Consider the following 26,906-nt stretch of genomic DNA (forward strand, 5'->3'; position numbering starts at 1 on the left):
AAGATCGGGGCATGACTGGATTCGCGAGCCTCATCATGGTCAACATCGACTGCGCCGAGCCGCCGGTGCTGGCCACCTTCTACAGTGAGGTCCTCGGCTGGGACGTGACGCACAGCCAGGCCGAGTACGCCATGATCAGCGACGGCACGACGTCGATCGGGTTCGGGCAGGTGCCCGCGTACGAGGCGCCGACCTGGCCCGAGGGCCCGTCGCCGAAGCAGTTCCACCTCGACTTCTACGTGGACGACCTCGCCGACGCCGAGGCCCGCGCGCTCAAGCTGGGCGCGACCAAGCCGGAGTTCCAGCCGGGCGCCGAGCGCTACACGGTGCTGCAGGACCCGGCCGGCCACCCGCTCTGCCTCTGCCTGCGCTCGTAGGGCCTCCCGGGCGGTAGGCGCTGGGTCCGGCCGGACCGACACCGGCCGGACCCAGCGCCTACCGGACCACGCCTACCGGACCTGCATCTAGCGGCTCAGGGTGGAGCCCGAGACGGACGGCGGCCGGGCGCCGAGGAAGAAGATGCCGGGGAAGCCGTCCGTCTCGAAGCCGGCGCTGGGGTTCTTGCGCAGGGTCGAGCCCTCGATCGCCATGGTGCCGGTGCGGTCGTTGCTCACGAAGAAGACCGCGCCGCCGCCCTCGTTGGCCTTGTTCTGCTCGATCAGCGTGCCGGCGAGCCGCACGGTGAAGTTGTCGCCGTCGCAGTAGATCGCGCCGCCGCTGCCGCCGCCGGGCGTGCCCGAGCGGGCCGGGTTGGCGCCGCGGCCGACGGCCGAGTTGTAGGAGAAGAGGCTGTTCAGGACCACCCAGGACACCTGGATGCTGCTCAGCGCGCCGCCGTTGGCGCATACGCCGCCCTGGCCGGAGGCGCCGCCGAACGTGCTGCCGACGATGTAGACGGGCTTGTTCTGATACTGGCTGAGCACCCGCACTGCGGCCCCGCCCAGGTCCGGGCCGGTGTCGTCGCAGCGGTTGCGCACGAACTTGGTGTTCACCGCCTTGAAGCGCCCGCCGCGCACGAAGATCGCGCCGCCGCCCCCGCCCTCGGTCCGGTCGCCGGTCGAGTTGCCGTCGGCGAACACGATGTTCTGCACCGTCAGCGCGGGGGTCGCCTGGTCCTGGCAGTGGTCCGTGGTCCACTCCAGGCTCTTGTCGCAGGTGTTCTGGTACAGAATCCGGCGCTTGCCCTCGCCGCTCAGCGTCACCTTGCCGCCGCCGTCGATGACCACCTTGGCCGAGCGGTTGCGGACCTTCGCGGTCTGCTTGACCACGATGGTCACCGCGCCCGGGCCGCAGTTGAACGTGATCACCCCGCCGCCCGAGACGGCCGAGACGAAGCTCTCCGAGGTGCAGCCGGCCGGGCTGCCGTCGCCGACCACCTTCGTCGGCTGGGCCGTGCTCTCGGCCTTGGCCTCGGCCGGGATCGCCGCCCTGCCGGACGGGTTGCCGAAGGCGAACGGGGCCGCGGCGGCGGGCTGGCCGGTGCTCGACGGGCCGGGGGCGGCCCCGAGGGCGCCGACGCCGGCCGGGTCCGCCTGCGGGCCGCCCGGCGCGGAGGAGCCGGCGGCCGCGGCGGAGTCGTGCCCGCCGGGATCGGCCGCACCCGGCCCGTCCCCGCCGCAGCCCGCCAGCGCGAGCGCCGCCACCAGCAGCATTGCCCCGAAGCGCTTTCGCATTGGGCGATGGTAGCCCGGGGGCGGCGGCGCACCGGTGATGCCCAGGTAGCGCTCAGCGGCGGCGCAGCTCGCGGTCCCAGTCCACGGCCGCGGCTTCCAGGGCCTCCGTGGTCAGGTCGAGGGTGACGGGGTAGTCGAACGTCATCGCCCGCTCGGGGCCGAGCCACTCGGGGGCGGTGGAGCGGGAGAAGCCGACCACGAGGCGGGGCTCGCCGACCTCGTGCTCGTCGATGGTGAAGGACAGGTCCGCGAACGTGAGGCGGCTCTGCAGCTCGATGCGGCCCTTCGCGGCCTTGAGCAGCCAGTCGGCCAGGCGCTTGGCCTCCTCCGCGGTCAGGGCCGGCGCCCGGAACCGCCAGGCCCGCCCGTCGAGCGCGTCGACGGCCCCCTCGACGAGCAGCGGCTCGCCGGCCGCCTTGATCGCTCGCAACTCGACGAAGGCCCCGGTGCGCGTCTGCAGTCTCACGCGCCCAGCATCGCAAACCGCCGGGCGCCCCACTACAGGCGAAAGGGCGGATCGCGAGGGCGGATACGGTACCCCCATGAGACCGCACCTGGCCGAGCACCTCGACCTGCAGCCGCACCCCGAGGGCGGCTGGTACCGCGAGACCTGGCGCTCGCCGGTCACCCTCGACCCGCCCGGCTACGACGGCCCCCGCAGCGCCGCCACCGCGATCTACTTCCTGCTGCACCCGGGCGAGGAGTCCGCCTGGCACGTGGTCCGCTCCGACGAGCTGTGGTTCTGGCACTGCGGCGGCCCGCTGACGCTGCGCCTCGGCGGCTCCGGCGACCGGCCCGGCCCCGGCCCGGAGGCGCTGCTCGGCGCGGATGTCGCGGCCGGTCAGCGCCCCCAGATCCTCGTGCCCGGCGGCGTGTGGCAGTCCGCCGCCCCCGCCGGCGACGAGCCGGTGCTGGTCAGCTGTGTCGTGGCGCCCGGCTTCGACTTCGCCGACTTCCGCCTGTCCGGCTGACCGCGCGATTCCCGGGACGTTCCGCGCGTATTCCGCGCGTATTCCCCGGGTGCCGTCCGGCTGCCACCGTCGGGTCATGACCGTCAGTTCATGACCCGCCGGGCGAAACGGAACGCGTAGATGCCGGAGATCTTCACGCCGCCGCGTTCGGTCGACGCGTGCACCATGCGGCCGCCGCCGATGTAGATGCCCACGTGGCCCGAGCTCGGGAACACCAGGTCGCCCGGCTGCAGCTCGCCGCGCGACACCGGGCGGCCGACGCCGGCGAGGCCGCCGGTCGAGCGCGGCAGGGCGATGCCCAGGTTGCGGTACGCGGCGACGACGAGCCCGGAGCAGTCGAACGCGTCCGGGCCGGCGGAGCCGAACGCGTAGTCCTTGCCGACCTGGGCCATCGCGAAGCCCACGACGCCGCCCGAGTAGCCGGCGCCGTTGGGTGCGGCGGCGGTGCGGCGGATCTTGGGGCGCGGGGCCGGCTTCGAGGCGGGCGGCCGGGTCGCGCGGGGGCGGGTCACGCGCCCGGAGCCGGCCGGGCGCGCCGTCCGCGAGGCGCGGGAGGCCCGGGCGCCGGTGGCCCGGGTGGACTCCGTGACCGGTGCGGCCGCGGGGGCGGGTGCGGCCGGCGCGGGCGGCCGCGCGGGGCGGATGCCCCGGGAGACGCCGCGCAGCTCGGCCAGCCGGTCCGGGAGCTCGGCGGTGATCGCGGTGGTGGTCGCGGTGGTGGTCGCGGTGGCGCGGGGGCCGGGTGCGGCCCGGGCCGGGGCCGGCTGGGCCGCGTGGATCGAGTTCCCGCTCATCAGCGCGCCGCCGAGGACGGCGCAGACGATGGTGCAGGCGGTCGTGGCCGCCGCCAGGCTGCGGCGTACGTCATGTCTGGACAGGTGTGGCTCCCCGTTCGGCCCGGGGCACTCGTGCGCTCCCCCGATCCGCTGACGAAACCGCGGCCCGGCGCGGCGGCGAATGGTGCCCGCCGCGCCGGATCGGAAGACCCGGGCAATGATCTCTGCCGAGAGCCAAAGTAGAACCGGCGCATCCGATTTGCCGGTCATTTGCCGAAAAATTCCCGCATCGGCGGGCATTCATTCCGGATATACCGGCGGAAAACAGACCTGTCGATCAAGGTTTCGATGCCGGTGGTTCCGCCTCGGAGATGTCCGCCACCGTGGCGCCGAGAACCTCGATCGCGGCGTCGGCGGCGACCGCGAGGGCGACCCCGTGGCGACCGCCGCCGAGGCTGATCGCGCGGCCCCGGATGCGCTCGTCGGCGATGACCGGCCAGGCCGTCGTGGAGCCGAACGGGGTGATCGTGCCGCGCTCGAACCCGGTCGCGGCCTTGGCCGTGGCCGCGTCCGGCATCGACATGCGGGCCACGCCGAGCAGGGCCCGCAGCTTCGGCCAGGAGATGACCCGGTCGCCCGGGACGAGCACGAAGCGGTAGTCGTCGTCGGCGAGGCGGACCACGATGGTCTTCACCACGTCGGCGACCGCGACCCCGCGGGCCGCGGCGGCCTCGGCCAGGTTGCGCACGGGCCCGTGCTCGACGACCCGGTAGTCGATGCCGCTGGCGGCCACCGCCGCGACGGCCGGGTTGGCGCTCACGGGACGAGCGGCCGGACGCGTTCGGCCACGAACCGTACGAAACCCTCCGGATCCGGATCGTCGGGCGTCGGCTGCAGGATCACCCGGTCGACGCCCGCCTCCGCCCAGCGCCGCACGGCCGCGGCGATCGCGTGCTCGTCCCCGGCGGCCAGCACGTCGGCGTCGCCGGTGTAGCCCCAGCGCACCCGCTCGGCCTCCAGCCGCGCCTCGGCGCCGGGCCCGGTCGCGGCGTGCAGGTACATCACGATCTCGTGCTCGCCGGTGCGGCCCGCGGCCGTGCGGCCCTCCTCGACCAGGGCGCGGGCGCGGCGTACCCCGTCGACGTCGACGCCCGCCGTGAGCACCGTGCCGTCGGCGACCTCCCCGGACAGCCGCAGCGTCTTGGGACCCATCGCCCCCACCAGGATCGGGGCGGGTCCGGTCGGCGGCCAGTCCAGCGCGACGCCGTCGAGGCGCACGTAGCTGCCCCGCGTGGACAGCCGCTCGCCGGCCAGCAGGGCGCGCAGGGCCAGCGTGTACTCCCGCAGCAGCGTCAGCGGCGACGCCGCCCGCACGCCGACCTGCCCCATCCAGTCCTGCACCCCGTGCCCGACGGCGATGGTCGCCCGCCCCGGGAACATCCGCGACAGCGCGGCGATCTCCATCGCGGCGATCGCCACGTTGCGCAGCGGCACCGGCAGCAGCCCGACCCCGACCCGCAGCCGGTCCGACCAGGCCAGCGCCGCGGCGGCGGTGGTCAGGCCACCCTCCAGGAAACAGTCCTCCCACAGCCACAGCTCCTCGAGCCCGGCCTCGTCGGCGGCGGTCACGATGGACCGCAGCCGCTCGGGCGGCAGCTGCGGCAGAAATACGGCACCGAGCGTCGTCATGAAGATCAGTCTTGCACCGGCCGCCGGCTCCCTTGGCCGTTCCCTCCCGTGGCACGGGACGGAACGCGGGAAGGGTATGAGGCAAGGACACGCCGTCGTACTCGGCGGCAGCATGGCGGGCCTGCTCACGGCGCGGGTCCTGACCGGGCACTTCGCGCGGGTGACCATCGTCGAGCGCGACGAGCTCGAGGGCACCTGGGCCGGGGATCCGGCCGCCGACCCGCGGGAGCGGGCGGTGCGCCGCGGGGTGCCGCAGGGCCGGCACGCGCACGGGCTGCTCGCGGCCGGGCTCAACGTGATCGAGGAGCTGTTCCCGGGGGCCGCGGGGGAGCTGGCCGCGGCCGGGGTACCGGCCGGGGACGTGCTGGGCAACGTGCGCTTCTGCGCGAACGGGTTCCGGCTCAAGCAGGTGCCGATCGGCCTGCGGGCGCTGTCGTTCAGCCGGCCGTACCTGGAGTCGTACGTGCGGTCCCGGGTGTTCGCGCTGCCCGGCGTGGCCGTGCGGGGCGGGACGGACATCGCCGGGATCGAGGCGGACCCCGCGCGGGCGCGCGTCACCGGCGCGCGGATCCACCCGCGGACCGGCGCCCCGCAGACCCTCGCGGCGGACCTGGTCGTCGACGCGACCGGGCGCGCCTCGCGGGCCCCGCGCTGGCTCGGGGAGCTCGGCTACGAGCCGCCGGCCGAGGAGCGGCTGCACGTCGACCTGGCCTACGTCTCCCGGCACTACGCGGTCGACCCGGCGCTGCTCGACGGCGACATCGCGATCATCGTCGGGCCCTCGGCCGCGGCCCCGCGCGGGGGCGCGGTCATGCTGCAGGAGGGGGGCCGGGCGGTCATCACCCTCTTCGGCATCCTCGGCGACCACGCGCCGCTGGACGACGCCGGCTTCCGGGCCTACGCGAAGCGGCTGCCGCTGCCGTACGTCTCCGACATCATCGAGGCGTCGCCGCCGCTGGACGACGAGGCGGTCCGGTTCCGCTACCCGGCGAGCACGCGGTACCGGTACGACCGCCTGCGCCGCTTCCCGAAGGGCTTCGTGGTCGTGGGGGACGCGATGTGCTCCTTCAACCCGATGTACGGCCAGGGCATGTCGGTCGCGGGCGTGGAGGCGCTGCGGCTGGGCGAGGCGCTCGGCCGCGGCGGGGAGCTCGACGCCCCGCGGTTCTTCCGCGCGGTCCGGCCGATCGTCGACATCCCGTGGCAGATCGCCACCGGCGGCGACGCGGCCCTGCCCGGCGTGCAGGGGCCGAGGGACGCGCGGACGCGGCTGGTGAACCGGTATCTGGATCGGCTGTACGCCACCGCGGCCCACGACGAGGTCGTCTCGCTCGCGTTCAGCCGGGTCACGAACCTGCTGGACCCGCCGGCCGCCCTGCTGCGACCGGGGATCGCCCGCCGGGTGCTGGGGCGGCGACGCCCGGCGACCGCATAGGCACGAATCGTGGCACCATCGGGGGGTGTCGTACCGCCGGATCGCCGACATCGACTTCGCCGCGCTCACCCGGGGTCGGTTCCACCCGTCCCCGGACGACTGGGCCGACGAGGTCCTGTACTTCCTGCTGGTCGACCGCTTCTCCGACGGCGGCGAGCGCGGCTACCGGGACAACGACGGCGCGATCGTCGCGACCGGGGCCACGCCGCCGCTGCGCGCAGCCGACCGCGAGCTCGCGGTCGCGACGCCCGAGGACGCGGCCCGGTGGCGCGAGGCCGGCCTGGACTGGGCCGGCGGCACCCTGGCCGGGCTGCGCAGCAAGCTGGGCTACCTGCGCCGGCTCGGGGTCACCGCGATCTGGGTGAGCCCCGTGCTCCGGCAGGTCGCGGGGCAGCCGACCTACCACGGGTACGGCATCCAGGACTTTCTCGACGTCGATGCGCACTTCGGGCGGCCGGAGGACCTGCGGGCCCTGGTCGCGGACGCCCACGCCCAGGGCCTGCGGGTGATCCTCGACGTGGTGCTCAACCACGCCGGGGACGTCTTCGGCTACGAGGGCGACAGCCGGCCCGTCTGGACCGGGCAGCGCTATCCCGTCAAGGGCTTCCGCGACGAGGACGGGGCCGCCGTGCTCCCGATCGGCCCGATTCCGCGGTCGTACCCGCACGGCGGCGTCTGGCCCGCCGAGCTGCAGAGCACCGCGACGTTCACCGGCAAGGGGCGCATCGCCGACTGGGACCGGTTCCCGGAGTACCTGGAGGGCGACTTCGAGGGGTTCAAGGACATCGCGCTCGGCGAGGGGCCGCCGGACGACTACCGGCCCTCGGCGGCGCTGCTGGCCCTCGTGCGCGCGTACCAGTACTGGATCGCCTACGCCGACCTCGACGGCTTCCGCGTGGACACGGTCAAGCACATGGACCCGGGCGCGGCCCGCTTCTTCGCCGCCGCGATCCACGAGTTCGCGCAGTCGATCGGCAAGGAGCGCTTCTACCTGGTCGCCGAGATCACCGGCGACCGCGCGTTCGCCTACGGGACCCTCGACGCGGTCGGCATGGACGCCGCGCTCGGCCTGGCCGACGTGCAGGACCGCCTCGAGCGGGTGGCCAAGGGCACCGCCGACCCGGCCGAGTACTTCGCGCTGTTCCGCAACTCGCTGCAGGTCGGCCGCGAGTCGCACACCTGGTTCCGGGACAAGGTCGTGACCAGCTACGACGACCACGACCAGGTGCGCAAGGGCCCGTGGAAGGCGCGCTTCGCGGCGGGCGAGCCGGGCCGCCGGCTGGCCCTCGTGGCGCTCGCGCTCAACGCCGCCACGCTCGGCATCCCGTGCGTCTACTACGGCTTCGAGCAGGAGTTCGACGGCGAGGGCGGGCACGACCGGTACATCCGCGAGGCCATGTTCGGCGGCGCGTTCGGCCCGTTCCGCAGCCGCGGCGGGCACGCGTTCGACGAGGAGCACGAGACGTACCGGCAGCTCAGCGAGATCCTGGCGGTCCGGCGGCGGCTCCCGGCGCTGCGGCGGGGGCGGCAGTACCTGCGCCCGACCTCGGCCGACGGCGTGCGCTTCGCCTCCCCGGCCGCCCCCGGGCTGCTGCCGTGGTCGCGCATCTTCGCCGACCACGAGGTGCTGGTCGCGGTCAACACCGACCCGGACCGCGTGCGCACGGCCTGGGTGACCGTCGACAACGACCTGCACGCCGAGGGCGACCGGCTGACCTGCCGCTACTCCAGCGAGCCGGCGTTCGCGGGCGGCCAGGTCTCGGTCTCGGCCCGCAACGGCAAGGCCGTGCAGCTCACCCTGCCCCCGGCCGGGGTCGTCATCTATGAACGCTCGCCGATGACACAATGAAGCGGTAGGATCACCGGTCGTTACATCGACCGGCAGGAGTGCGATGGTGCGAACCCGCGAGGTGCCCGACCCCATCTTCGAGAGGCTGATCGGCGCGCTGATCTGCGAGTCCGCGGCCGCCCTGCTGGCCCAGCGGTCCCGGGGCGCGGCCCTGCACGCCGGCGAAGCGTTCGGGCGGGTGCTGGCCTGGCTGTGGGAGACCACGAGCGATGACGTCGTACCGTACGTCGCCGACCTGACCGCCCAGGTGCGCTACCACGCCCCGGGCGCCGACGCGGACGTGTCGCTGGAGGACGTCCTGGCCGCGATCGGGCGCGCCGCGGCGCCCATGCCCCCGGCCGAGGGCGCGGCGATGCTGGCCTGCCTGCGCGCGGGGCTGCCGGCGTACCTCTGACGCCACCGCGTGCGGCGGCCGGGCGCGGGGTGCCCCGCGCCCGGCCGGTGCTTCAGTTCAGCGCGAACTTCTGCGCCGCGCTGCCGTTGCAGTCCCAGATCTGCAGGCGCGTGCCGTTGGCCGTCGCGCCGTTGGGGGAGTCGAGGCAGCGGCCCGACTGCGGGTTCTTCAGCGAGCCGTCGGCCTGCTGCTGGAAGACCTGGCCGCCGACGCCGTTGCAGTCCCACAGCTCGACCTGGGTGCCGTTGGCCGTACCGTTGCCGTTGATGTCCAGGCAGCGGCCCAGGGTGCGCAGCGAGCCGTTGGACTGGTGGAACCAGTGCTGGTCCACGGCGTAGGACTGGCAGTCCCACAGCTGCACGGCGGTGCCGTTCGTGCCCGAGTCGTCCGCGGCCACGTCCACGCACTTGCCGCCCGGGCCGACGTTCGTGCCGCCGCCGTTCACGGCGAACTTCTGCGCCGCGGAGCCGTTGCAGTCCCAGATCTGCAGGCGGGTGCCGTTGCCGGTCGCGCCGTTGGGGGAGTCGAGGCAGCGGCCCGACTGCGGGTTCTTGAGCGAGCCGTCGGCCTGCTGCACCCACTTCTGGCCGCCGACGCCGTTGCAGTCCCACAGCTCGACCTGGGTGCCGTTGGCCGTACCGTTGCCGTTGATGTCCAGGCAGCGGTTGAGGGTGCGCAGCGAGTTGTCCGCGAAGTGCGTCCAGTGCTGGTCCTCGGCGTAGGTCTGGCAGTCCCACAGCTGCACGCCGGCGCCGTTGGAACCGGTGTCGTCCGCGGCCACGTCCACGCACTTGCCGCCGGGGCCGGTGACGGTGCCCTGCGGGCCGTTCGGGACGTTGGTCTGGCCGCTGTAGCCGACGCTGACCACGTTCGCCTGGATCGCGTTCTCGGCGGCGTCGGTCGGGTAGCCGGCCACCATCGCGCCCTCGAACCAGGTGCCCCGGTTGCGGTTGCTGTTGTCGCCGCCGATGCCCAGGATGATGCCGCCCTCCTGGTGCATGGGCCGGTAGCCCTGCTTGTCGGTCGGCAGCGCGCCGTTCCACCAGGTGGTGAGCCCGCCGGACTGCGCGTTGCCGCCCTTGAGCGCGTAGGTGGTCTGGCCGTTGTTCTTCAGCACGGCGGTGACGTAGGCCGAGTTGTTGCCCGGGTTCGGGTTCGAGCCGTTGCCGCCCTGGAACATGCCGTTCTCCATGTCCGCCTCGATCCACGGGCCGGAGCCCTGGCACGGCGGGAAGAAGCACGTCGTCGCGATGCTGATCGCGTCCATGTGGCCGTTGCCGGTGTCGTACGGCGTCGCCTCGGCGTTGCCGTAGTCGAAGCAGCAGTCCGAGCCCACGTGCGTGCCGCTGGCGACCATGTAGACGCCCTCGGCCTGCCCGTTGACCGCCACGCCGGGCGCCCGGCCGTTGAACCGGTAGCCGACACCGGGGGAGACCCACACGCCGTAGACCTTGTGGCCGCCCGCGCTCACCGCGATCTCGCTCGCGTCCGCGCCGCGGTCGCCGGAGCCGGCCCCGCCGTCGGGGGCGATCGTCAGGTCGCTGTGGTTGGCCGTCTGGTCGTAGATCCGCGTGATGCGGCACGTGGTGCCGTTGCAGTAGGCGTCCTGGTCGCCGGCGTTGGCGTAGCCGCCCGCGGCGAGCAGGCCGATGTTGTGCAGGCCGCCGTCGGAGGCGCGCTGCACCTGGTAGAGCGGGCCGTTGTACGCCGAGAACAGCGCGCGGGTCGTGCTGTGGGCGGCCACGCACGCCGTGCCGTTGGCCGCGTAGATGTCGCAGGGCAGGGTGCCGGCGGCCTGGGCGGTGCCGGTCAGCCCGACGATGCCGGCGGCGGTGAGGGCCAGGCTCGCGGCGGCGGAGATGAGCACTCTCCGGCGCCCGCCCGGTCGTGATCGACTGACCACGGGGAACCTCTTTCTTCGAGGGTGTTTCGCGCAGCACTGCGCGCAAGGCCCGATTGGCGGCGGGCACTGGTGTCTCAGTATGCGTATTCGCGGTGGTCTTTGGTAGAACCTGTTGACAAGTGTTGAATCTGCGGTCGATCGATGTGCTGAGCGCACCGGACCGCCGGCGCCGGGGTACCGGTGGGCGAAGGGGGTTGCATGGTTATGCACTCGGTCGTATATGCTTGAGCCGTGTCCAAGGTCCTCAACTCCCTGCCTGTCGGTGAGCGTGTCGGCATCGCCTTCTCCGGTGGTCTCGACACCTCGGTAGCCGTCGCGTGGATGCGCGACAAGGGCGCCATCCCGTGCACGTACACGGCCGACCTCGGCCAGTACGACGAGCCCGACATCGCCTCGGTCCCGGGGCGCGCGACCGCGTACGGCGCGGAGGTCGCCCGCCTCGTCGACTGCCGGGCCAGCCTCGTCGAGGAGGGCCTCGCCGCGCTCGCGTGCGGCGCGTTCCACATCCGCTCCGGGGGCCGGGCCTACTTCAACACGACCCCGCTGGGCCGGGCCGTGGCCGGCACGCTGCTCGTGCGCGCGATGCTCGAGGACGACGTGCAGATCTGGGGCGACGGTTCGACCTTCAAGGGCAACGACATCGAGCGCTTCTACCGGTACGGTCTGCTGGCCAACCCGGCCCTGCGCATCTACAAGCCGTGGCTCGACGCCGACTTCGTCGGTGAGCTCGGCGGGCGCAAGGAGATGTCGGAGTGGCTGCTGGCCCACGACCTGCCGTACCGCGACAGCACCGAGAAGGCCTACTCGACCGACGCCAACATCTGGGGCGCCACCCACGAGGCCAAGTCGCTGGAGCACCTCGACGCGGGCATCGAGATCGTCGACCCGATCATGGGCGTGCGCTTCTGGGACTCCTCCATCGAGATCCCGTCCGAGGACGTGACCATCGGCTTCGCCCAGGGGCGCCCGGTCACCATCAACGGCAAGGAGTTCGCCAGCGCCGTCGACCTGGTGCTGGAGGCGAACGCGATCGGCGGCCGGCACGGCCTCGGCATGTCCGACCAGATCGAGAACCGCATCATCGAGGCCAAGAGCCGCGGCATCTACGAGGCGCCGGGCATGGCCCTGCTGCACGCCGCGTACGAGCGGCTCATCAACGCCATCCACAACGAGGACACCGTCGCCGCGTACCACAACGAGGGCCGCAAGCTCGGGCGCCTGCTGTACGAGGGCCGCTGGCTCGACCCCCAGGCGCTCATGCTGCGCGAGGCGCTGCAGCGCTGGGTCGGCTCGGCCGTGACCGGCGAGGTGACGCTGCGCCTGCGCCGGGGCGAGGACTACTCGATCCTGGAGACGACGGGCCCCGCGCTGTCGTACCACCCGGACAAGCTGTCGATGGAGCGCACCGAGGACGCGGCGTTCGGCCCGGTGGACCGCATCGGCCAGCTCACCATGCGTAACCTGGACATCGCCGACTCGCGGGCGAAGCTGGAGCAGTACGTCACGCTGAACGTGATCGGCAGCCCGCACCCGATGCTCATCGGCGCCAACCAGACCCCGTCCGCGGACCTGCTGGGCGCCATGCCGGCCGGCGGCGCGGCCGCGATCGCCTCGGGCGGCCCGGCCGCCGAGGAGGCCGAGGCCCTGGACAACGCGGCCATGGAGTTCGGCACCGACTGACAACGCCGGGGCGCCGGGCACCGCCTTCCTCGCGGAGGGGTGCCCGGCGCCTTCGCGTTCACGCGGCCCCGACCAGTTCAGCCGGGCGCGCGGCGCCTCGGCTGTCCGGCCGGGTCGTTGCGGGTGGTATGAAGGCCGCGTGGAGGTGTCCGACTTCCCCGGGCGCTTCGGGGTTTCGCTCGCCGAGCCGGGGTAGCCAACGGCGGTGACGTGGGAAGCCCGCCGGCTCGTGATCGAGATCGGCGCATCGTTCGACGAGGCCGTCGCGCAGTACGAGGCGGCCGTTCCCGGATATCCGGCCGGCGAGATCGAGGGGCTCGACGACTGGGAGCAGGTCAGGGCGATCACGGACCGGGTCGCCGTGAACGGGTTCCTGATCTACTGGCGGTTCGCGGCCGACCGGCTCATGCGGATCGCGGGGAACCCGGCGCGCTGCCGCGTCTACCTCATGGGCAATCACCTGCTCGCCGAGCGCATGTATCGCCATGACCCGGCCGCGATGCTCTACGCGCCGCTGCGCACGGTCATCTCGCAGGTGCCGGGGGAGGCGGTCCGGTTCGCGATCGAGCAGCCCAGCCGGCAGTTCGCGTCGTTCGGCACGCCGGAGATCGCGGCGGTCGGGGCCGAGCTCGACCGCAAGCTCGCGGTGCTGCTCGAACGGCTCGGCTGGCCCGTCCCGGACGGGCTCGAGGGTCAGGCCGCGCGGGTGATCTGATCGTGCATGGTCCGGCGCGCCTGTTCCATGCGGATGCGGCGGTCGGCGCGCGGGTCGGTCAGCGTCGGGACGATGGGCTCGCCGATGACGATGACCATCGTGGGCTTGCGGCGCAGCAGCCGGGCCGGGCCCGCCGGCGGCCGGAAGCGGATCGACAGCGGCACGACCGGCACGCGGGCCTGCGCCGCCAGGTGGAAGGCGCCCTGTTTGAAATCGCGAAGACCGGTGTCGTACGGGCGCAGCTCCCCCTCCGGGAAGAAGTGCACGATCCGTCCCTGCGCCAGGAACAACTGCAGCTCGGAGAAGAACGCCGGCAGGCCCGCCGGGGTGCGCGGCACCGCGATGCCGCCCAGGAGCCGCACGAGGCCGCCGTACCAGCGGTGCTCCAGGTTGACCGGGGCGGCGGTGAAGACGGGACGGCGGGGGAAGACCGCCAGGCCGACGAGCACGCTGTCGAGCAGGTGCACGTGGTTGCAGATGGTCAGGGCGCCGCCGGTGCGGGGCAGCCGCTTCTCGCCCTCCGTGCGCACGCCCAGGATGACGCGGGTCCACAGGAACAGCAGCGGGATGGCGACCGCGTAGTAGAAGGCGTTCGACACCAGGCGGAAGAGCCGGCCGCTGTACCCCGAGGGCGCCTCCCACGCGCGGCCCGCCCGGTCGTAGACGCGCTCGATCGCCTTGACGCTGCGCTCGACCGTGTACAGCTCGGCGTAGCGCGCGTACGTGCGCGACGCGGCGGCGAGCGCCTCGGGGTCCTCGATCCAGGCGTCGATGCGCTCGGCGAGCGAGGCCGCGTCGCCGGCCCGGAACCGGTGCGCCGGGCCGAGCGCGAACTGGCTCGTGGCGCTGCGCCGGCTGTCCGAGATCACCGGGACGAGCCCGCACGAGAACGCCTCCATGCAGGAGAGGCCCTCGATCTCGACGTCGGAGGCGTGGACGTACAAGTGTGCGTGCCGGATGAGCTCGACGAGCTCGCTCTGGTCGTGGTAGCCGAACCGCGCCGGGACCGGCAGCCGCGTCGCCATCCGCCGCAGCCGCGCCTCGCGGGGCCCGTGCCCGGCGAAGGTCACCTCGATGCCCCCGGCGTGGCGGGATCGGCGCACGGCCCGGATGAGCACGTCCTGCCGCTTCTCGGGGGCGAGGCGCCCGACCATGAGAATGCGGAACGGCTCGCCGGGCGCGCGCTCGCGGGCCGGACCGGGCCGGAACGCCGTGCCGACGCCGTTGGAGATGACGTGCAGGCGGGCGCGGTACCCGTGCTGGCGCAGCTGCGCCGCGATGAACGTCGACGGGCAGTGGATGTCCCGGAAGCGCCGGTAGAACAGCAGGCGCAGCAGGATGTAGACGAGGTGGGCGGCGGGCGGGAACCAGCCCAGCCCGATGTTGTACGTGATGTTCTCGGGCTGGATGTGGAACGCCGCGATCGCCGGCACCCCGAGCCGCCGGGCCACGCGCTCGGCCGCCCGCCCGAGCGGCCACGGCTGGTAGATGTGCACGACGTCGGCCCCGGCGATGGCGGCGACGAGCGTCGCGCGGACGGGCCTGGCGAAGAGCGTGTGCTGGCGGTGCGCGAACCGGCTCGCGATCGGCACCACGAGCTCCGGCACCCGGTACAGCTCGACCGGCGACCCGGCCGCCTCGCCGCACGCGACCACGCGCACGGTGTGCCCCCGCTTGACCAGCGTCTCGGCGAAGCGCATGGCCGAGATCGTGGTGCCGTTGTTCGCGACGCCGAAGGTGTCGATGACCAGCGTGATGACCATGGCCGCCCCGCGAGCCGAGCTGATGATGGACACGCGGTGCAACGCATCCCGCCGGGTCAATCTTCCCGGCCGTCGCTCACTGCCGTGGCATCGCGGGCGACCAGCGCACCGGCGGCGTCCCGGCCGCGACGAGCGCCGCGTTGATCCGGCTGAACGGGCGGCTGCCGAGGAAGCCGGTCGGGTTCATCGGGCTGGGGTGGCCGGCGCGCAGCACGACGTGCCGGGGGTTGGTCACCAGCGGCGCCTTGGCCTTCGCGGCCGCGCCCCACAGGACGAACACGACCCGCTCCGCCTTCTCGTTCAGGGCCCGGATCGTCGCGTCGGTGATGTTCTCCCAGCCGTGCCCCTTGTGCGAGTTGGAGGTGCCGGCGCGCACGGTCAGGACCGCGTTGAGCAGCATCACGCCCTGCCGGCACCACGCGGTCAGATCGCCGGACGGCGGCGGCTCCACCGCGAGGTCGTCGCGCATCTCCTGGTACACGTTGCGCAGCGACGGCGGGACGGGGACGCCGGGCGGGACGCTGAAGCTGAGCCCGTGGGCCTGGCCGGGCCGGATGTACGGGTCCTGGCCGAGGATGAGCACGCGGGTGGCGGCGAGGGGGCACAGCCGGTATGCGGCGAAGATGTCCTGCTTGCGGGGGTAGACGACGGCGGAGCGGTACTGCTCGACGACGAACGCCGAGAGCGCGGCGACGACGGCGGGGTCGACGTGCGGGGTGACCGCTTCGCGCCAGTCGTCGGGCATGAAGTCCAGCAGATACACGGGCTTGACCGCCTCGCTCATGGCGGCAAGCTACCAGCCGCTCGTCAGGCGATCGAGCCTGGACCGGCGACCCGCACGGTCATTCGGCGGGGTTGATGCCGAGGTCCTCGATCTTGTCGGCGGTCGCCGCGAGGCGAACCCACGTTCCGAGCTGGTCGAGATCGGTGCATGCGGTGATGTCGGCGCGGACGTTCTCCGGCACGTGGACGCCGCGGGCGTCGAGCACGGCCAGCACGGCGCGGGCCTCGCCTTCGGCTTTGCCCTTGGCCTCGCCTTCGGCTTTGCCTTCCGCTTTGCCTTCGGCTTTGCCCGCGGCGAAGTTGCGGCGGGCGAGGTCGCTCTGGAATCGATAGCCGGTGGTGGTCATGAGTTCCTCCAGACACTCCCGGGCCGCCGCTGGCAGCCTTGAGAGGACAAGGTCAGTGTACAGGTCGGCATGGCCCTCATCGACGACGTCGAGGGCGGTGAACAGGGCTTTGAACACCGCGGTGGGCTCCGGTCCGGCGCCGTGGGCCAGGGCCGACAGGACCGCCAGCTCGGGCATGCGGCGGGCCGTCCCGGGGTCGGTGACGACGGGCACCTGACGGGGGCCGAGGGCCACCGGGGTCAGCATCGAGCCCGGCGGGCCGATCGTAATTGGGGTGGCGCACCAGTCCGCGACGGCCTGGTCGGGGCACATCACCAGGAGCGCGACCGGGCAGCCCAGCCGGGCGTGGAGCGTGCCCACGTACGCCGGCCAGCTGCGTCGTTTGCGCGGGTCCAGGCGCAGCTGCACCTCGATCACGACCGCCATCACCGGCGATGCGCTGCCGTGCAGGGTGACGACCGCATCGGCTCGGTACTCGGTGGGGGCGATGTCGGTGAGGTCGGCGGCGGACAGCCGGGCTTCGTCGAACTCCGGCAGGGCGACGTGGAGCGGGCCGCCGAGAATCTCGGCCGCCAGCGCGGGCCGGTCGCGGAACATCTCAATCAGGATCTCGTGCAAGTGGGATGGCACGGTGCGGAAGACTAGCCATCGCGTTCACGAATAGTCGAGCCTTGTGTCACGTACCGTGACTCATGTTGAGTCAAGCTGAACCGCGCGCCTCGCCGCGTCAGTGCAGCACCCGCAGCTCATTGGCGGGGTCGTCGACGAAGGAGATGCCGAGGCCGAGCGGCAGTGCCCGGCGACTTCCGGTCATGTCCCACGGGCCGTTGATGCCGCGTCCGGCGAACGCCTCGCGGGACTGTGCCCTTGCCGCCGGGGCTGTGAACCCGGTGCGCCGCCATGGGTGGCAAGCAGACGGCGCGGGGCGATCTACCAGCCGCGGGCGCGCCACTGCTCCAGGTTCGGCCGCTCGGCGCCGATCGTGGAGTTCTTGCCGTGGCCGGGGTAGAAGGTCACGCCGTCGTCGAGGCGGTCGAAGAGCTTCGTCGTCACGTCGTGGATCAGGGAGTCGAAGTCGGCCTTGTTGCCGTGGGTGTTGCCCACGCCGCCCGGGAACAGGCTGTCGCCCGTGAAGAGGTGGCCGCCCTCGCCCGCGTAGTACAGGGCGATCGACCCCGGCGTGTGGCCCACGAGATGGATCACCGACAGGGTGCAGTCGCCGACCTCGAGGGTGTCGCCCTCGTTCAGGTGGCCCGTCACGACCGGGATCTCGGGGGCGTCCGCGGGGTGGGCCAGGGACTGGGCGCCCGTCGCGTCGATGACGTCCTGCAGCGCGAGCCAGTGGTCCGGGTGGCGGTGCGTGGTCACCACCGCGCGGATGCCGCCCGGCTCGATGAACCGCAGCAGGCGCTGGGCGTCGTTGGCGGCGTCGATGAGCACCGCGTCGCCGTCGGCCCGGCAGCGCAGCAGGTATGCGTTGTTGTCCATCGGTCCGACGGAGATGGACGAGATCTCGAGTCCGCTGGTCATTTCCAGGCCTCCAGGTCGGGCAGTGCTCCGGTCAGTTCGGCGCCGTCGCCGCGGCCGGTGAGCCAGGCGGCGAGCGCGTGGACGGGGCCGCGCACGGTCGCGGCGCCGGGGACGGTGAGCAGGACGGTGCCGTCGGGGGCTTCCAGGGTGGCCGCGCGCGGGGTGGCCGGGTCGTGCAGGAGGCGCGGGGGGAAGGCCTCGGGCCAGTCGGCCGGGCCGTAGCCGGCGTCCAGGTCGACGTGGTGCAGCTCGACCTCGCAGAGGCGGGACCACACCAGGCGGGCGGCGGGGACCTCGGTGCCGGAGGGCATGGTCACGACCGTGGACCAGGCCTCGGCCGGCATCGCGTCGATCGCCGTCGACAGGCGGGTGGCGGACGCGGCCAGGTCGGCCAGCTGGACCGACGCCGGGCGGGGGGCACCCGCCTCGATGTCGGCCTCGCGGGCCTCGCGGCTCGCGTACGCCGGGGTGCGCGTCCCGGTGCGGGCCCACGTCAGGAGGTTGACGTAGGCGTCGGCGTTGCGGGCCAGGTGGGTGACCACGTGGCCCCTCGTCCAGCCGGCGCACAGGGAGGGCTCGTCCAGGGGCAGGGAATCGACGGTGGCGAGCAGGCGCTCGGTGGCGCGCTCGAGCTCGGGGGTGAGGACCAGCGGATCGGCGGTCACGCGCTCCACACTATCGCTGCCGCACCCCGACCGCGGGCGGCAGGTCGCCGACGGCCCAGTGCAGCTCGTCCTCCCAGTCGGCGACGCTGAGGTCCACGGACTCGAAGGACAGGCGGGCACCGATGGGCTTGCCCAGGTACCCCGCGAAAAGATCATGCACCACGACCAGCCGCTGGCCGACCGCGAACGCCGCGGGGTCGTCGCCCGCGGCCGCGCGCACCTCCAGGCGGCCGTAGATGCCCATGTCGGCGTCGGTGCCGCGCTCCTCGACGATCACGTCCAGGATCTCGTCCTCGGCGCCGACGTGGAAGCCGTAGCACGCCCCGCCGAAGGTGAGCCAGAACCGCATGAGCGAGTCGTCCTGCCCGGGGGAGACGTGCCACTGCACGTCGGCCCGCTCGAGGCGGAGTCCGACGGCACCGGCCAAGACATGCGAGGGGAGCACGCCACCGACCATAGCCCCGATATTCGGTTTCGCGTCGCGGACGCGCTACCTACCGTGGGTTTCCGAACGCCCGTTCGGATTGGAAGGACTACCGTGAGTATCGATCTGTCGGCCCTCGGGTGGGACGACGGCTTCGCCGAGGCCTTCGGGCCCTTCGCCGCGCCCGGGCAGCGGCCCGCGCGGGTGAGCCGCGTGGACCGGGGTGTCTGCACCGCGCTCACGGCGGGCGGACCCGTGCGCGCCAGCGTGGCCGGTGGACTGCTCGCCCGGGCCGCGCGTGACCCCGGCGCGCTGCCGTGCGCGGGGGACTGGCTGGTCGTGCGCGACTGGCCGGACGGGCGTCTGACGGCGGAGGCGGTACTGCCCAGACGCACCGCCATCGTCCGCGCGACGGCCGGCGAGGAGTCGTTCGGGCAGGTGCTCGCGGCCAACGTCGACGCCGTCGCGGTCGTCGAGCCCGTCGACCCGTCGCCCGACCTCGGGCGCATCGAGCGCCTGCTGGCGCTGGCGTGGGAGTCGGGGGCGCAGCCGCATCTGGTACTGACGAAATCCGATCTCGCCGCCGATCCCGAGGCGATCGCCGCGCAGATGCCGGGCCGGGCCTCGGGCGTCGCGGTGCACCCGGTCAGCGCGCGGACCGGGCTCGGCCTCGCCGCGCTGCGCCCGCTCGTCGCGCACGGCCGCACGCTCGGGCTGCTCGGGCAGTCCGGCGCGGGCAAGTCGAGCCTGGTCAACGCGCTCGCCGGGGCGCCGGTGATGCAGACGCGGGCCCTGCGCACGGACGGACGCGGGCGGCACACGACCACATACCGGGCGTTGATCCCGATGCCGGACGGCGGCGCGGTGCTGGACACGCCCGGAGTCCGGCTGGTCGGCATGTTCGACACGGTGGCCGGCCTCGACCGGGCCTTCACGGATGTGACGCTGCTCGCCCAGGGCTGCCGGTTCCAGGACTGCCGCCACGCTGACGAGCCCGGATGCGCCGTGCGGGCGGCCGTCGAGGACGGCGAGCTGAGCCCGCGCCGATACGCGAGCTGGCAGAAACTGCAAAAAGAGCAGAAGCTGGCAGCGGTACGCCGGGTGCGTCGCGAAAGCCGCGAGCGCCGCCGTCCGGCCCGGGGCTAGCTGGGCCGCTTCCCCCGTTCGAGGTCCCCTCGCGCGGGCGGCGGCCGAAAAATGTCATACCCCCTGGCTAGAGTTGTCGGCTGGCACCGGGACGGTGTTCCAACCGGACGAATACTGCCAAGGGGAAGCATGTCCGACCGCTTGATCATCCGTGGCGCACGGGAGCACAACCTCCGCGACGTCAGTCTTGACCTGCCGCGCGACGCGATGATCGTGTTCACCGGGCTCTCCGGCTCGGGCAAGTCGAGCCTGGCGTTCGACACGATCTTCGCCGAGGGGCAGCGGCGTTACGTCGAGTCGCTGTCGTCCTACGCGCGGCAGTTCCTCGGCCAGATGGACAAGCCCGACGTGGACTTCATCGAGGGCCTGTCCCCGGCGGTCTCCATCGACCAGAAGTCGACCTCGCGCAACCCGCGCTCGACGGTCGGGACCATCACCGAGGTCTACGACTACCTGCGCCTGCTCTACGCGCGCGTCGGCGAGCCGCACTGCCCGGTCTGCGGCGAGCTGATCACCAAGCAGACGCCGCAGCAGATCGTCGACCGCGTCCTGGCCATGGAGGAGGGCACCCGGTTCCAGGTGCTCGCGCCGGTGGTGCGGGGGCGCAAGGGCGAATACGTCGACCTCTTCGCCGAGCTGCAGTCCAAGGGCTACGCCCGGGCGCGCATCGACGGGGTCGTGCACCCGCTGACCGAGCCGCCGAAGCTCAAGAAGCAGGAGAAGCACACCATCGAGGTGGTCGTCGACCGGCTCGCGGTGAAGAAGACGGCCAAGCAGCGGCTCACCGACTCGGTGGAGACCGCGCTGAAGCTCGCCGCCGGCATCGTCATCCTCGAGTTCGTCGACCTGCCCGAGGACGACGAGCACCGCGAGCGGCTGTTCTCCGAGCACCTCGCGTGCCCCAACGAGCACCCGCTGTCGATCGAGGACCTCGAGCCCCGCTCGTTCTCGTTCAACGCGCCCTACGGGGCCTGCCCCGACTGCACCGGCATCGGCACCAAGAAAGAGGTCGACCCGGAGCTGATCATCCCGGACCCGGAGCGCACGCTGCGCGAGGGCGCCATCGCGCCCTGGGCCACCGGGCACACGCTGGACTACTTCCTGCGGCTGCTCGAGGCGCTCGGCGACGAGGAGGGCTTCACGCTCGACACCCCGTGGCGGGCACTGTCGTCGCGGGGCCAGAAGGCGATCCTGCACGGCTCCGAGGACCAGGTCCACGTGCGGTATCGCAACAAGTACGGCCGCGAGCGCTCCTACTACACCGGCTTCGAGGGCGTGGTGCAGTGGATCGAGCGGCGCCACGCCGACACCGAGAGCGACTGGTCGCGGGACAAGTACGAGGGGTACATGCGCGACGTCCCCTGCGGCACCTGCGGCGGCACCCGGCTCAAGCCCGAGATCCTCGCGGTGACGATCGCCGGGCGCAGCATCGCCGACGTGTGCAACCTGTCCGTCGGCGAGTGCGCGGAGCTGCTCGGCGCGATGGAGCTCAACGACCGGCAGAAGATGATCGCCGAGCGGGTGCTCAAGGAGATCAACGCCCGGCTGCGCTTCCTGGTCGACGTCGGCCTGGACTACCTCTCGCTCGACCGGGGCGCCGGCACGCTGTCGGGCGGCGAGGCCCAGCGCATCCGGCTCGCCACGCAGATCGGCTCCGGACTCGTCGGCGTGCTCTACGTGCTCGACGAGCCCAGCATCGGCCTGCACCAGCGGGACAACCACCGGCTCATCGAGACCCTGGTGCGGCTCAAGAAGCTCGGCAACACGCTCATCGTGGTCGAGCACGACGAGGACACCATCCGCACCGCCGACTGGATCGTGGACATCGGGCCCGGCGCCGGCGAGCACGGCGGGAAGGTCGTGCACAGCGGGCCCTACGAGGGGCTGGTGGCCACCGAGGAGTCGGTGACGGGGGCCTATCTCTCCGGCCGCCGCAGCATCCCGACGCCGCAGATCCGCCGGCCCCGCACGCCCGGCCGCGAGCTCGTCGTGGTCGGCGCGCGCGAGCACAACCTGCACAACCTCACCGTGCCGTTCCCGCTCGGCCAGCTCACCGCGGTCACCGGGGTCTCCGGCTCCGGCAAGTCCACGCTGGTCAACGACATCCTGCACGCGGTGCTGGCCAACACGGTCAACGGCGCGCGGCTGGTGCCGGGGCGGCACACCCGCATCTCCGGGCTCGACCTCGTCGACAAGGTCGTCGGGGTGGACCAGTCGCCGATCGGGCGCACGCCGCGGTCCAACCCGGCGACGTACACCGGCGTCTTCGACAACATCCGCAAGCTCTTCGCGGAGACGACGGAGGCGAAGGTGCGCGGCTACGGCCCGGGCCGCTTCTCCTTCAACGTCAAGGGCGGGCGCTGCGAGGCGTGCGCGGGCGACGGCACGATCAAGATCGAGATGAACTTCCTCCCCGACGTGTACGTCCCCTGCGAGGTGTGCAAGGGCGCGCGGTACAACCGCGAGACCCTCGAGGTGCACTACAAGGGCCGCACCATCGCCGAGGTGCTCGACATGCCGATCGACGAGGCCGCGGGCTTCTTCGAGGCCATCCCGGCGATCCACCGCCACCTGAAGACCCTGGTCGACGTCGGCCTCGGCTACGTGCGGCTCGGCCAGCCCGCGCCGACCCTCTCCGGCGGCGAGGCCCAGCGGGTGAAGCTGGCCTCGGAGCTGCAGAAGCGCTCGACCGGGCGGACGGTGTACGTGCTCGACGAGCCGACCACCGGCCTGCACTTCGAGGACATCCGCAAGCTGCTGCTCGTGCTGCAGGGCCTCGTGGACAAGGGCAACACGGTCATCGTCATCGAGCACAACCTCGACGTCATCAAGACCGCGGACTGGATCATCGACATGGGGCCGGAGGGCGGCCACAAGGGCGGGACGGTCGTCGGGGCCGGGACGCCGGAGGAGATCGCGGAGCTGCCGGAGAGCTACACCGGGCAGTTCCTGCGGCACGTGCTGGGGCTCTCGGGCGAGGGCGGCGGCGACTCGGCGGCCCGGGACCGGGCGGCGCAGGCCAACGGGGCCAAGCCGGCCGCCGCGCCACGGAAGGCGGCCAAGGCGGCGGCTCCGGCCAAGGCGGCGGCTCCGGCCAAGGCGGCGGCTCCGGCCAAGGCGGCGGCTCCGGCCAAGGCGGCGGTGAAGAAGGCGGCGCCGCGCAAGACGGCGGCGAAGAAGGCAACGGCCAAGCGCTGAGTGTTTGCTGTGCGTGGCCCCGGGGCGGTGTTCGCCGCTCCGGGGCCGTCTTGCGTTATGGCGGGAGTGTTCCTAGGCGGCGCATCGGCCGGGCGGGGAGCCGAGCTCGACGTCGGCGTGGGCGTGGAAACGCGATCGGTTTCGGGGCCGTTGGGCGATATGTCGGGCGCTCCGCGCCGCGACATATCGGATTTATACCCTGACGGGCGGCAAGTGGTGATTTGCCGGTTTCGAGGGCGGGCACGGGCGCCCGGGCGGCGCTGCTACGGTGGCCGCTGCGAGGCTGACCTCAGGAGGAACCACGTGCCAGACGAGGACGTCTTCAACCGCTGCGCGGCCCGGCGCACGCTGCTGCTGGGTGCCGGCGCGATGGGCATCGCCGTGCTGGCCGGCTGCGGCGGGGACGAACCCACGCCGAGTGCCGGCGGCAACCCGGGCGCTTCGAGCGCACCCGCCGCGCCCGCCACGACCGGCGGGAACCCGTTCGACGACAGCGGCACGGGCGGCGATACGGGGGCTCAGGTGCCGAGCAACGCGCTGGTCGCCGTGGGTGAGGTGCCGGTCGGCGGTGGCGTGATCGTCAAGGACACGGTGCTGGTGGTGCAGCCGGCGAAGGGGTCGTTCAAGGCGTACGACGCGGTGTGCCCGCACCAGGGCGCGATCGTCGACCCGCCTTTCGACGGCAACCCGGTCATCATGTGCCCGCGGCACAACTCGAAGTTCAAGGTCGCCGACGGCTCCAAGGTCGAGGGCCCGACGCCGAGCGGGCTCAAGAGCATCAAGGTGGGCGTCAAGAGCGGGTACGTCGTCCGGGCCTGAATCGTCGCGCTGCGTGATGTCTTGATTGCGGTAGGGGTGCTGGATTCACAGTTTTTGTTGAGCATTGAACCGTATCCTCCATCCTCTGTGTATCTCTGGCCGCAGCCTGCGGGCACACGACCATTGGAGGAGCTAGATGAGTGAGACGACCCGCCGCGCGGTGCTCGCCGGGGCGGCCGGTGTGACGGCCGCGTCCGTCCTGGCCGCCTGCGGAGACGACAAGGGTGGATCGGACAGCACTGCCGGCTCCGGCTCCGGCTCCGGCTCCGGTGCGGGTGGCCCGATCGCGAAGAAGGCCGACATCCCGGTGGGCGGGGGCAAGATCGTCTCCGACGACGGCGGTACGGTCATCACGCAGCCGGAGTCCGGGACGTACAAGGCCTTCACGGCGATCTGCACCCACCAGCAGTGCGTGGTCACGGACGTGGCGAACAACAACATCAACTGCAAGTGCCACGGCAGCACGTTCTCGGCCGCGGACGGATCCGCGACCAACCCGCCGGCGACCAGCCCGCTGCGGGAGAAGAAGCTCCGCTTCGAGGGCGACGACATCTACATCACGACGTGACCCGATCGGGGGCCGGCCGCGCGACCGGCCCCCGATTTTCTGTCGTACCCCCCGGATAGTCTCGAAGCGTGCCTGACCCGTCCACGTATCGACCAGCACCGGGGACCATTCCGGACACCCCCGGTGTCTACCGCTTCTACGACCCGTCCGGCCGGGTCATCTACGTGGGCAAGGCCAAGAGCCTCCGGCAACGGCTCAGCAGCTACTTCGCCGATCTCTGGACGCTGCACTCGCGCACCCAGCAGATGGTGACGACGGCGTCACGGGTCGACTGGGTGACCGTCGGCACCGAGGTCGAGGCGCTGCAGCTGGAGTACAACTGGATCAAGGCCTACGATCCGCGGTTCAACGTCCGGTATCGCGACGACAAGAGCTACCCCTATCTCGCCGTCACGCTCGACGAGGCGTATCCCCGGCTGCAGGTGATGCGCGGGAGCAAGCGCAAGGGCGTGCGCTACTTCGGGCCGTATGCCCACGCCTGGGCCATCCGCGAGGTGCTCGACCTGCTGCTGCGGGTGTTCCCGGCCCGCACGTGCTCGTCCGGCGTCTTCAAGCGCGCGGGCCAGATCGGCCGGCCCTGCCTGCTGGGCTACATCGGCAAGTGCTCGGCCCCGTGCGTCGACCGGGTGAGCGAGGACGAGCACCGCGCCATCGTCGAGGCCTTCTGCGACTTCATGGCCGGCAAGACCGACACCATGGTCAAGCAGCTCGAGCGGGAGATGTACCAGGCCTCGGACGAGCTGGACTTCGAGCGCGCCGCGCGGCTGCGCGACGACCTCGGGGCGCTGCGGCGGGCCATGGAGAAGCAGGCCGTCGTGCTCGGCGACGGCACCGACGCCGACGTGGTCGCGTTCGCCGACGACCCGCTCGAGGCCGCGGTGCAGGTCTTCCACGTGCGTGGCGGGCGGGTGCGCGGCCAGCGCGGCTGGATCGTGGAGAAGACCGAGGACCTGACCCCGGGCGATCTCGTGCACCACTTCTGCACGCAGATCTACGGCAGCGAGGCCGGGGCCGAGGCCGCCGACCTGCCCCGCGAGCTGCTCGTGCCGGAGCTGCCGGCCGACGTCGACGCGCTCGCCGACTGGCTGACCCGGCTGCGGGGCAGCCGCGTGTCGATCCGGGTGCCGCAGCGCGGGGACAAGAAGACGCTCGCCGAGACCGTGACGCGCAACGCCGAGCAGGCGCTGCAGCAGCACAAGCTGCGCCGGGCCGGCGACCTGAGCACGCGCAGCAAGGCCCTTGAGGAGATCGCCGAGGCGCTCGCGATGCCGACGGCGCCGCTGCGCATCGAGTGCTACGACATCTCGCAGATCCAGGGCACCGACGTGGTCGCGAGCATGGTGGTGTTCGAGGACGGGCTGTCGCGCAAGAGCGAATACCGGCGGTTCGCGATCAACGGCGACACCGACGACGTGTCCGCGATCTCCGAGGTGCTGCGGCGGCGGTTCGCCCGCTACCTCGACGCGAAGGTCGAGATCGACGAGGCCGCCGAGGCCGACCCGTCCCGCCCTGGCATCGACCCGACGACCGGGCGGCCGCGCAAGTTCGCCTACCCGCCCCAGCTCGTCGTCGTCGACGGCGGCCAGCCCCAGGTCAACGCCGCCGCGCAGGTGCTGCTGGACCTGGGCATCGACGACATCACCGTCTGCGGCCTCGCCAAGCGCCTTGAGGAGGTGTGGCTGCCGGACGACGAGTTCCCGGTGATCCTGCCCCGGGCCTCCGAGGGTTTGTACCTCCTGCAGCGCGTCCGCGACGAGGCGCACCGCTTCGCCATCACGTACCACCGGCAGAAGCGCTCGAAGCGCATGACGACATCGTCGCTCGACTCGGTACCCGGCCTCGGCGAGATCCGCCGCAAGGCGCTGCTGCGGCATTTCGGGTCGCTCAAACGGCTGAAGGCCGCGACCCTGGAGGAGATCGCGGAGGTGCCCGGCATCGGGCGGCGCACGGCGGAGGCGATTCAGGCGGCGCTCAACACCGACCCGCTCGCGTCGGCTCGCCGCCCCGCCGACGCCGTGCCCGATCCCGAGCCACCTGCGGACGTCGTGCCCGATCCCGAACCACCTGCGGATCCGTCGCCCGCTTCGCCCGCGGACCCTGCTCCGGATCTGGACGCCGCGCCGGGCTCCGACACGGCGGCGGGGCGGTCTGAGAGCGGGCCGATCGCGGCGGCCGGCTCGGATGCGGCGGAGGTGCGGTCTGAGGGCGGCCCGGTCGCGGCGGGGGGCTCGGACGCGGCCGAGGCGCGGTCGGAGCGTGGGTCGGGCGCGTCGGGCGGTTCGTGGGCTGTTGCGGCGGGGGCCGGCGGCGGTGCGGGGGCCGGTGCCGCCGCGGGCCCGGGGCATGGGCCTGCCGGGGGCGGCTCGCGGGCCGGGGCGGATGCGGGCCCGGCGGACTCGGGCGGGGCGGACTCGGGCGGGGCGGAGGCAGGGGCCGCGGGCGGGCCGGGCGCGTCGGGGCGGTCGGCCGGAGACGTGCGCGGGGCGGGGTGGCCGCGGGGCGAGGTGTCGCACGCCGGTGGTGATCCGGACGTGGCCGTGGAGATCGGCGCGGGGGCCTCGGAGGTCGTTCGTCCCCG

At 72.8% G+C, this 26,906-nt stretch carries 22 protein-coding genes and 2 pseudogenes; 12 read left to right on the forward strand and 12 right to left on the reverse strand.

What is annotated here, in order from left to right:
• Nucleotides 1-11 precede the first annotated feature (11 nt).
• The gene (locus tag ACQP1P_RS08830) at nt 12-377 is read left to right on the forward strand and encodes a VOC family protein (protein WP_433084848.1); all 366 of its coding nucleotides are present in this window, start codon (nt 12-14) and stop codon (nt 375-377) included.
• An 87-nt stretch (nt 378-464) separates the two neighbouring features.
• Here ACQP1P_RS08830 and ACQP1P_RS08835 read toward each other — a convergent pair whose 3' ends face one another.
• Both ACQP1P_RS08835 and ACQP1P_RS08840 read right to left on the reverse strand, forming a co-directional pair.
• Entirely contained in the window at nt 465-1,673 is a 1,209-nt protein-coding gene (locus tag ACQP1P_RS08835) for a hypothetical protein (RefSeq protein WP_433084850.1), read from the reverse strand.
• Between the two features lie 52 nt (nt 1,674-1,725).
• On the reverse strand, nt 1,726-2,139 hold the full coding sequence (locus ACQP1P_RS08840; RefSeq protein ID WP_433084852.1) for a WapI family immunity protein: 414 nt from the start codon (nt 2,137-2,139) through the stop codon (nt 1,726-1,728).
• A gap of 76 nt (nt 2,140-2,215) precedes the next feature.
• Between ACQP1P_RS08840 and ACQP1P_RS08845 the strand changes: the two genes are divergently transcribed.
• On the forward strand, nt 2,216-2,644 hold the full coding sequence (locus ACQP1P_RS08845) for a cupin domain-containing protein (protein WP_433084853.1): 429 nt from the start codon (nt 2,216-2,218) through the stop codon (nt 2,642-2,644).
• 83 nt (nt 2,645-2,727) lie between these two features.
• Here ACQP1P_RS08845 and ACQP1P_RS08850 read toward each other — a convergent pair whose 3' ends face one another.
• From ACQP1P_RS08850 to ACQP1P_RS08860, 3 genes are all read right to left on the reverse strand, one after another.
• Entirely contained in the window at nt 2,728-3,438 is a 711-nt protein-coding gene (locus ACQP1P_RS08850; protein ID WP_433084855.1) for a C40 family peptidase, read from the reverse strand.
• A 319-nt stretch (nt 3,439-3,757) separates the two neighbouring features.
• Nucleotides 3,758-4,240, reverse strand: a complete 483-nt coding sequence (locus ACQP1P_RS08855; RefSeq protein ID WP_433084857.1) for an aminoacyl-tRNA deacylase — start codon at nt 4,238-4,240, stop codon at nt 3,758-3,760.
• Nucleotides 4,237-5,109 (reverse strand): LLM class flavin-dependent oxidoreductase, encoded by an 873-nt coding sequence (locus ACQP1P_RS08860; protein ID WP_433084859.1) that lies wholly within the window; start codon nt 5,107-5,109, stop codon nt 4,237-4,239. Before ACQP1P_RS08860 ends, ACQP1P_RS08855 begins: the two co-directional genes overlap by 4 nt.
• Nucleotides 5,110-5,185: 76 nt before the next feature.
• Here ACQP1P_RS08860 and ACQP1P_RS08865 point away from each other — a divergent pair, with 76 nt between their 5' ends.
• Genes ACQP1P_RS08865 through ACQP1P_RS08875 form a run of 3 tightly spaced genes read left to right on the forward strand, consistent with a single transcriptional unit; the run spans nt 5,186 to nt 8,787 of the window.
• Nucleotides 5,186-6,544, forward strand: a complete 1,359-nt coding sequence (locus ACQP1P_RS08865; protein WP_433084861.1) for an NAD(P)/FAD-dependent oxidoreductase — start codon at nt 5,186-5,188, stop codon at nt 6,542-6,544.
• A 25-nt stretch (nt 6,545-6,569) separates the two neighbouring features.
• Complete coding sequence (locus ACQP1P_RS08870; RefSeq protein ID WP_433084863.1) at nt 6,570-8,393, forward strand: alpha-amylase family glycosyl hydrolase; 1,824 nt, start codon at nt 6,570-6,572, stop codon at nt 8,391-8,393.
• Nucleotides 8,394-8,436: 43 nt separating this feature from the next.
• Nucleotides 8,437-8,787: a hypothetical protein gene (locus ACQP1P_RS08875; protein WP_433084865.1), complete on the forward strand. Its 351-nt coding sequence runs from the start codon at nt 8,437-8,439 to the stop codon at nt 8,785-8,787.
• Between the two features lie 52 nt (nt 8,788-8,839).
• On the opposite strand, the gene ACQP1P_RS08880 is transcribed toward ACQP1P_RS08875, so the two are convergent.
• Nucleotides 8,840-10,654, reverse strand: coding sequence for an arabinofuranosidase catalytic domain-containing protein (locus ACQP1P_RS08880; RefSeq protein WP_433084866.1), 1,815 nt, complete (start codon nt 10,652-10,654; stop codon nt 8,840-8,842).
• A 267-nt stretch (nt 10,655-10,921) separates the two neighbouring features.
• Between ACQP1P_RS08880 and argG the strand changes: the two genes are divergently transcribed.
• Together argG and ACQP1P_RS08890 are read left to right on the forward strand one after the other, a co-directional pair.
• Complete coding sequence (argG, locus tag ACQP1P_RS08885; RefSeq protein ID WP_433084868.1) at nt 10,922-12,370, forward strand: argininosuccinate synthase; 1,449 nt, start codon at nt 10,922-10,924, stop codon at nt 12,368-12,370.
• Between the two features lie 205 nt (nt 12,371-12,575).
• Nucleotides 12,576-13,085 carry a DUF302 domain-containing protein gene (locus tag ACQP1P_RS08890; protein ID WP_433084870.1) on the forward strand — a complete coding sequence of 170 codons (510 nt, stop codon included), beginning with the start codon at nt 12,576-12,578 and terminating at the stop codon, nt 13,083-13,085.
• Here the strand turns inward: ACQP1P_RS08890 and ACQP1P_RS08895 are convergent.
• The 6 genes from ACQP1P_RS08895 to ACQP1P_RS08920 form a co-directional block, all read right to left on the reverse strand.
• Nucleotides 13,064-14,881: a glycosyltransferase gene (locus ACQP1P_RS08895; RefSeq protein ID WP_433084872.1), complete on the reverse strand. Its 1,818-nt coding sequence runs from the start codon at nt 14,879-14,881 to the stop codon at nt 13,064-13,066. The two genes, ACQP1P_RS08890 and ACQP1P_RS08895, sit on opposite strands and share 22 nt — an antisense overlap.
• 43 nt (nt 14,882-14,924) lie before the next feature.
• The gene (locus ACQP1P_RS08900; protein ID WP_433084874.1) at nt 14,925-15,632 is read right to left on the reverse strand and encodes a uracil-DNA glycosylase; all 708 of its coding nucleotides are present in this window, start codon (nt 15,630-15,632) and stop codon (nt 14,925-14,927) included.
• A gap of 58 nt (nt 15,633-15,690) precedes the next feature.
• A complete protein-coding gene (locus tag ACQP1P_RS08905) occupies nt 15,691-16,596 on the reverse strand; it encodes a hypothetical protein (RefSeq protein WP_433084876.1) in 906 nt (301 codons plus the stop codon).
• Nucleotides 16,597-16,908: 312 nt separating this feature from the next.
• Nucleotides 16,909-17,508 carry an MBL fold metallo-hydrolase gene (locus tag ACQP1P_RS08910; RefSeq protein ID WP_433084878.1) on the reverse strand — a complete coding sequence of 200 codons (600 nt, stop codon included), beginning with the start codon at nt 17,506-17,508 and terminating at the stop codon, nt 16,909-16,911.
• The gene (locus ACQP1P_RS08915) at nt 17,505-18,173 is read right to left on the reverse strand and encodes a maleylpyruvate isomerase family mycothiol-dependent enzyme (RefSeq protein ID WP_433084880.1); all 669 of its coding nucleotides are present in this window, start codon (nt 18,171-18,173) and stop codon (nt 17,505-17,507) included. The genes ACQP1P_RS08910 and ACQP1P_RS08915 overlap by 4 nt, the downstream gene beginning before the upstream one ends.
• A gap of 10 nt (nt 18,174-18,183) precedes the next feature.
• Nucleotides 18,184-18,618, reverse strand: a complete 435-nt coding sequence (locus ACQP1P_RS08920) for a hypothetical protein (RefSeq protein WP_433084882.1) — start codon at nt 18,616-18,618, stop codon at nt 18,184-18,186.
• Between the two features lie 93 nt (nt 18,619-18,711).
• On the opposite strand from ACQP1P_RS08920, the gene rsgA reads away from it, so the two are divergent.
• The 5 genes and pseudogenes from rsgA to uvrC all read left to right on the forward strand — a co-directional run.
• Nucleotides 18,712-19,743 (forward strand): ribosome small subunit-dependent GTPase A, encoded by a 1,032-nt coding sequence (gene rsgA, locus ACQP1P_RS08925; RefSeq protein ID WP_433084884.1) that lies wholly within the window; start codon nt 18,712-18,714, stop codon nt 19,741-19,743.
• Nucleotides 19,744-19,872: 129 nt separating this feature from the next.
• Nucleotides 19,873-22,827, forward strand: a pseudogene (gene uvrA, locus ACQP1P_RS08930) (excinuclease ABC subunit UvrA); the annotation flags it as partial.
• A 417-nt stretch (nt 22,828-23,244) separates the two neighbouring features.
• Nucleotides 23,245-23,760: a Rieske (2Fe-2S) protein gene (locus tag ACQP1P_RS08935; RefSeq protein WP_433084886.1), complete on the forward strand. Its 516-nt coding sequence runs from the start codon at nt 23,245-23,247 to the stop codon at nt 23,758-23,760.
• Between the two features lie 136 nt (nt 23,761-23,896).
• A complete protein-coding gene (locus ACQP1P_RS08940) occupies nt 23,897-24,328 on the forward strand; it encodes a Rieske (2Fe-2S) protein (RefSeq protein WP_433084888.1) in 432 nt (143 codons plus the stop codon).
• Nucleotides 24,329-24,396: 68 nt separating this feature from the next.
• Nucleotides 24,397-26,313, forward strand: a pseudogene (gene uvrC / locus ACQP1P_RS08945) (excinuclease ABC subunit UvrC); the annotation flags it as partial.
• Nucleotides 26,314-26,906 lie beyond the last annotated feature (593 nt).

It is taken from the genome of Dactylosporangium sp. CA-052675, from assembly GCF_050947935.1.
In the GTDB taxonomy this organism is placed as follows: Bacteria; Actinomycetota; Actinomycetes; order Mycobacteriales; family Micromonosporaceae; genus Dactylosporangium.

Bases quoted from the DNA above. Each gene is read 5' to 3' on its own strand.
- ACQP1P_RS08830 (WP_433084848.1), top strand. From the start codon at position 12: ATGACTGGATTCGCGAGCCTCATCATGGTCAACATCGACTGCGCCGAG.
- ACQP1P_RS08835 (WP_433084850.1), bottom strand. From the start codon at position 1,673: ATGCGAAAGCGCTTCGGGGCAATGCTGCTGGTGGCGGCGCTCGCGCTG.
- ACQP1P_RS08845 (WP_433084853.1), top strand. From the start codon at position 2,216: ATGAGACCGCACCTGGCCGAGCACCTCGACCTGCAGCCGCACCCCGAG.
- ACQP1P_RS08850 (WP_433084855.1), bottom strand. From the start codon at position 3,438: ATGAGCGGGAACTCGATCCACGCGGCCCAGCCGGCCCCGGCCCGGGCC.
- ACQP1P_RS08860 (WP_433084859.1), bottom strand. From the start codon at position 5,109: ATGACGACGCTCGGTGCCGTATTTCTGCCGCAGCTGCCGCCCGAGCGG.
- ACQP1P_RS08865 (WP_433084861.1), top strand. From the start codon at position 5,186: ATGAGGCAAGGACACGCCGTCGTACTCGGCGGCAGCATGGCGGGCCTG.
- ACQP1P_RS08875 (WP_433084865.1), top strand. From the start codon at position 8,437: ATGGTGCGAACCCGCGAGGTGCCCGACCCCATCTTCGAGAGGCTGATC.
- ACQP1P_RS08900 (WP_433084874.1), bottom strand. From the start codon at position 15,632: ATGAGCGAGGCGGTCAAGCCCGTGTATCTGCTGGACTTCATGCCCGAC.
- ACQP1P_RS08910 (WP_433084878.1), bottom strand. From the start codon at position 17,508: ATGACCAGCGGACTCGAGATCTCGTCCATCTCCGTCGGACCGATGGAC.
- ACQP1P_RS08940 (WP_433084888.1), top strand. From the start codon at position 23,897: ATGAGTGAGACGACCCGCCGCGCGGTGCTCGCCGGGGCGGCCGGTGTG.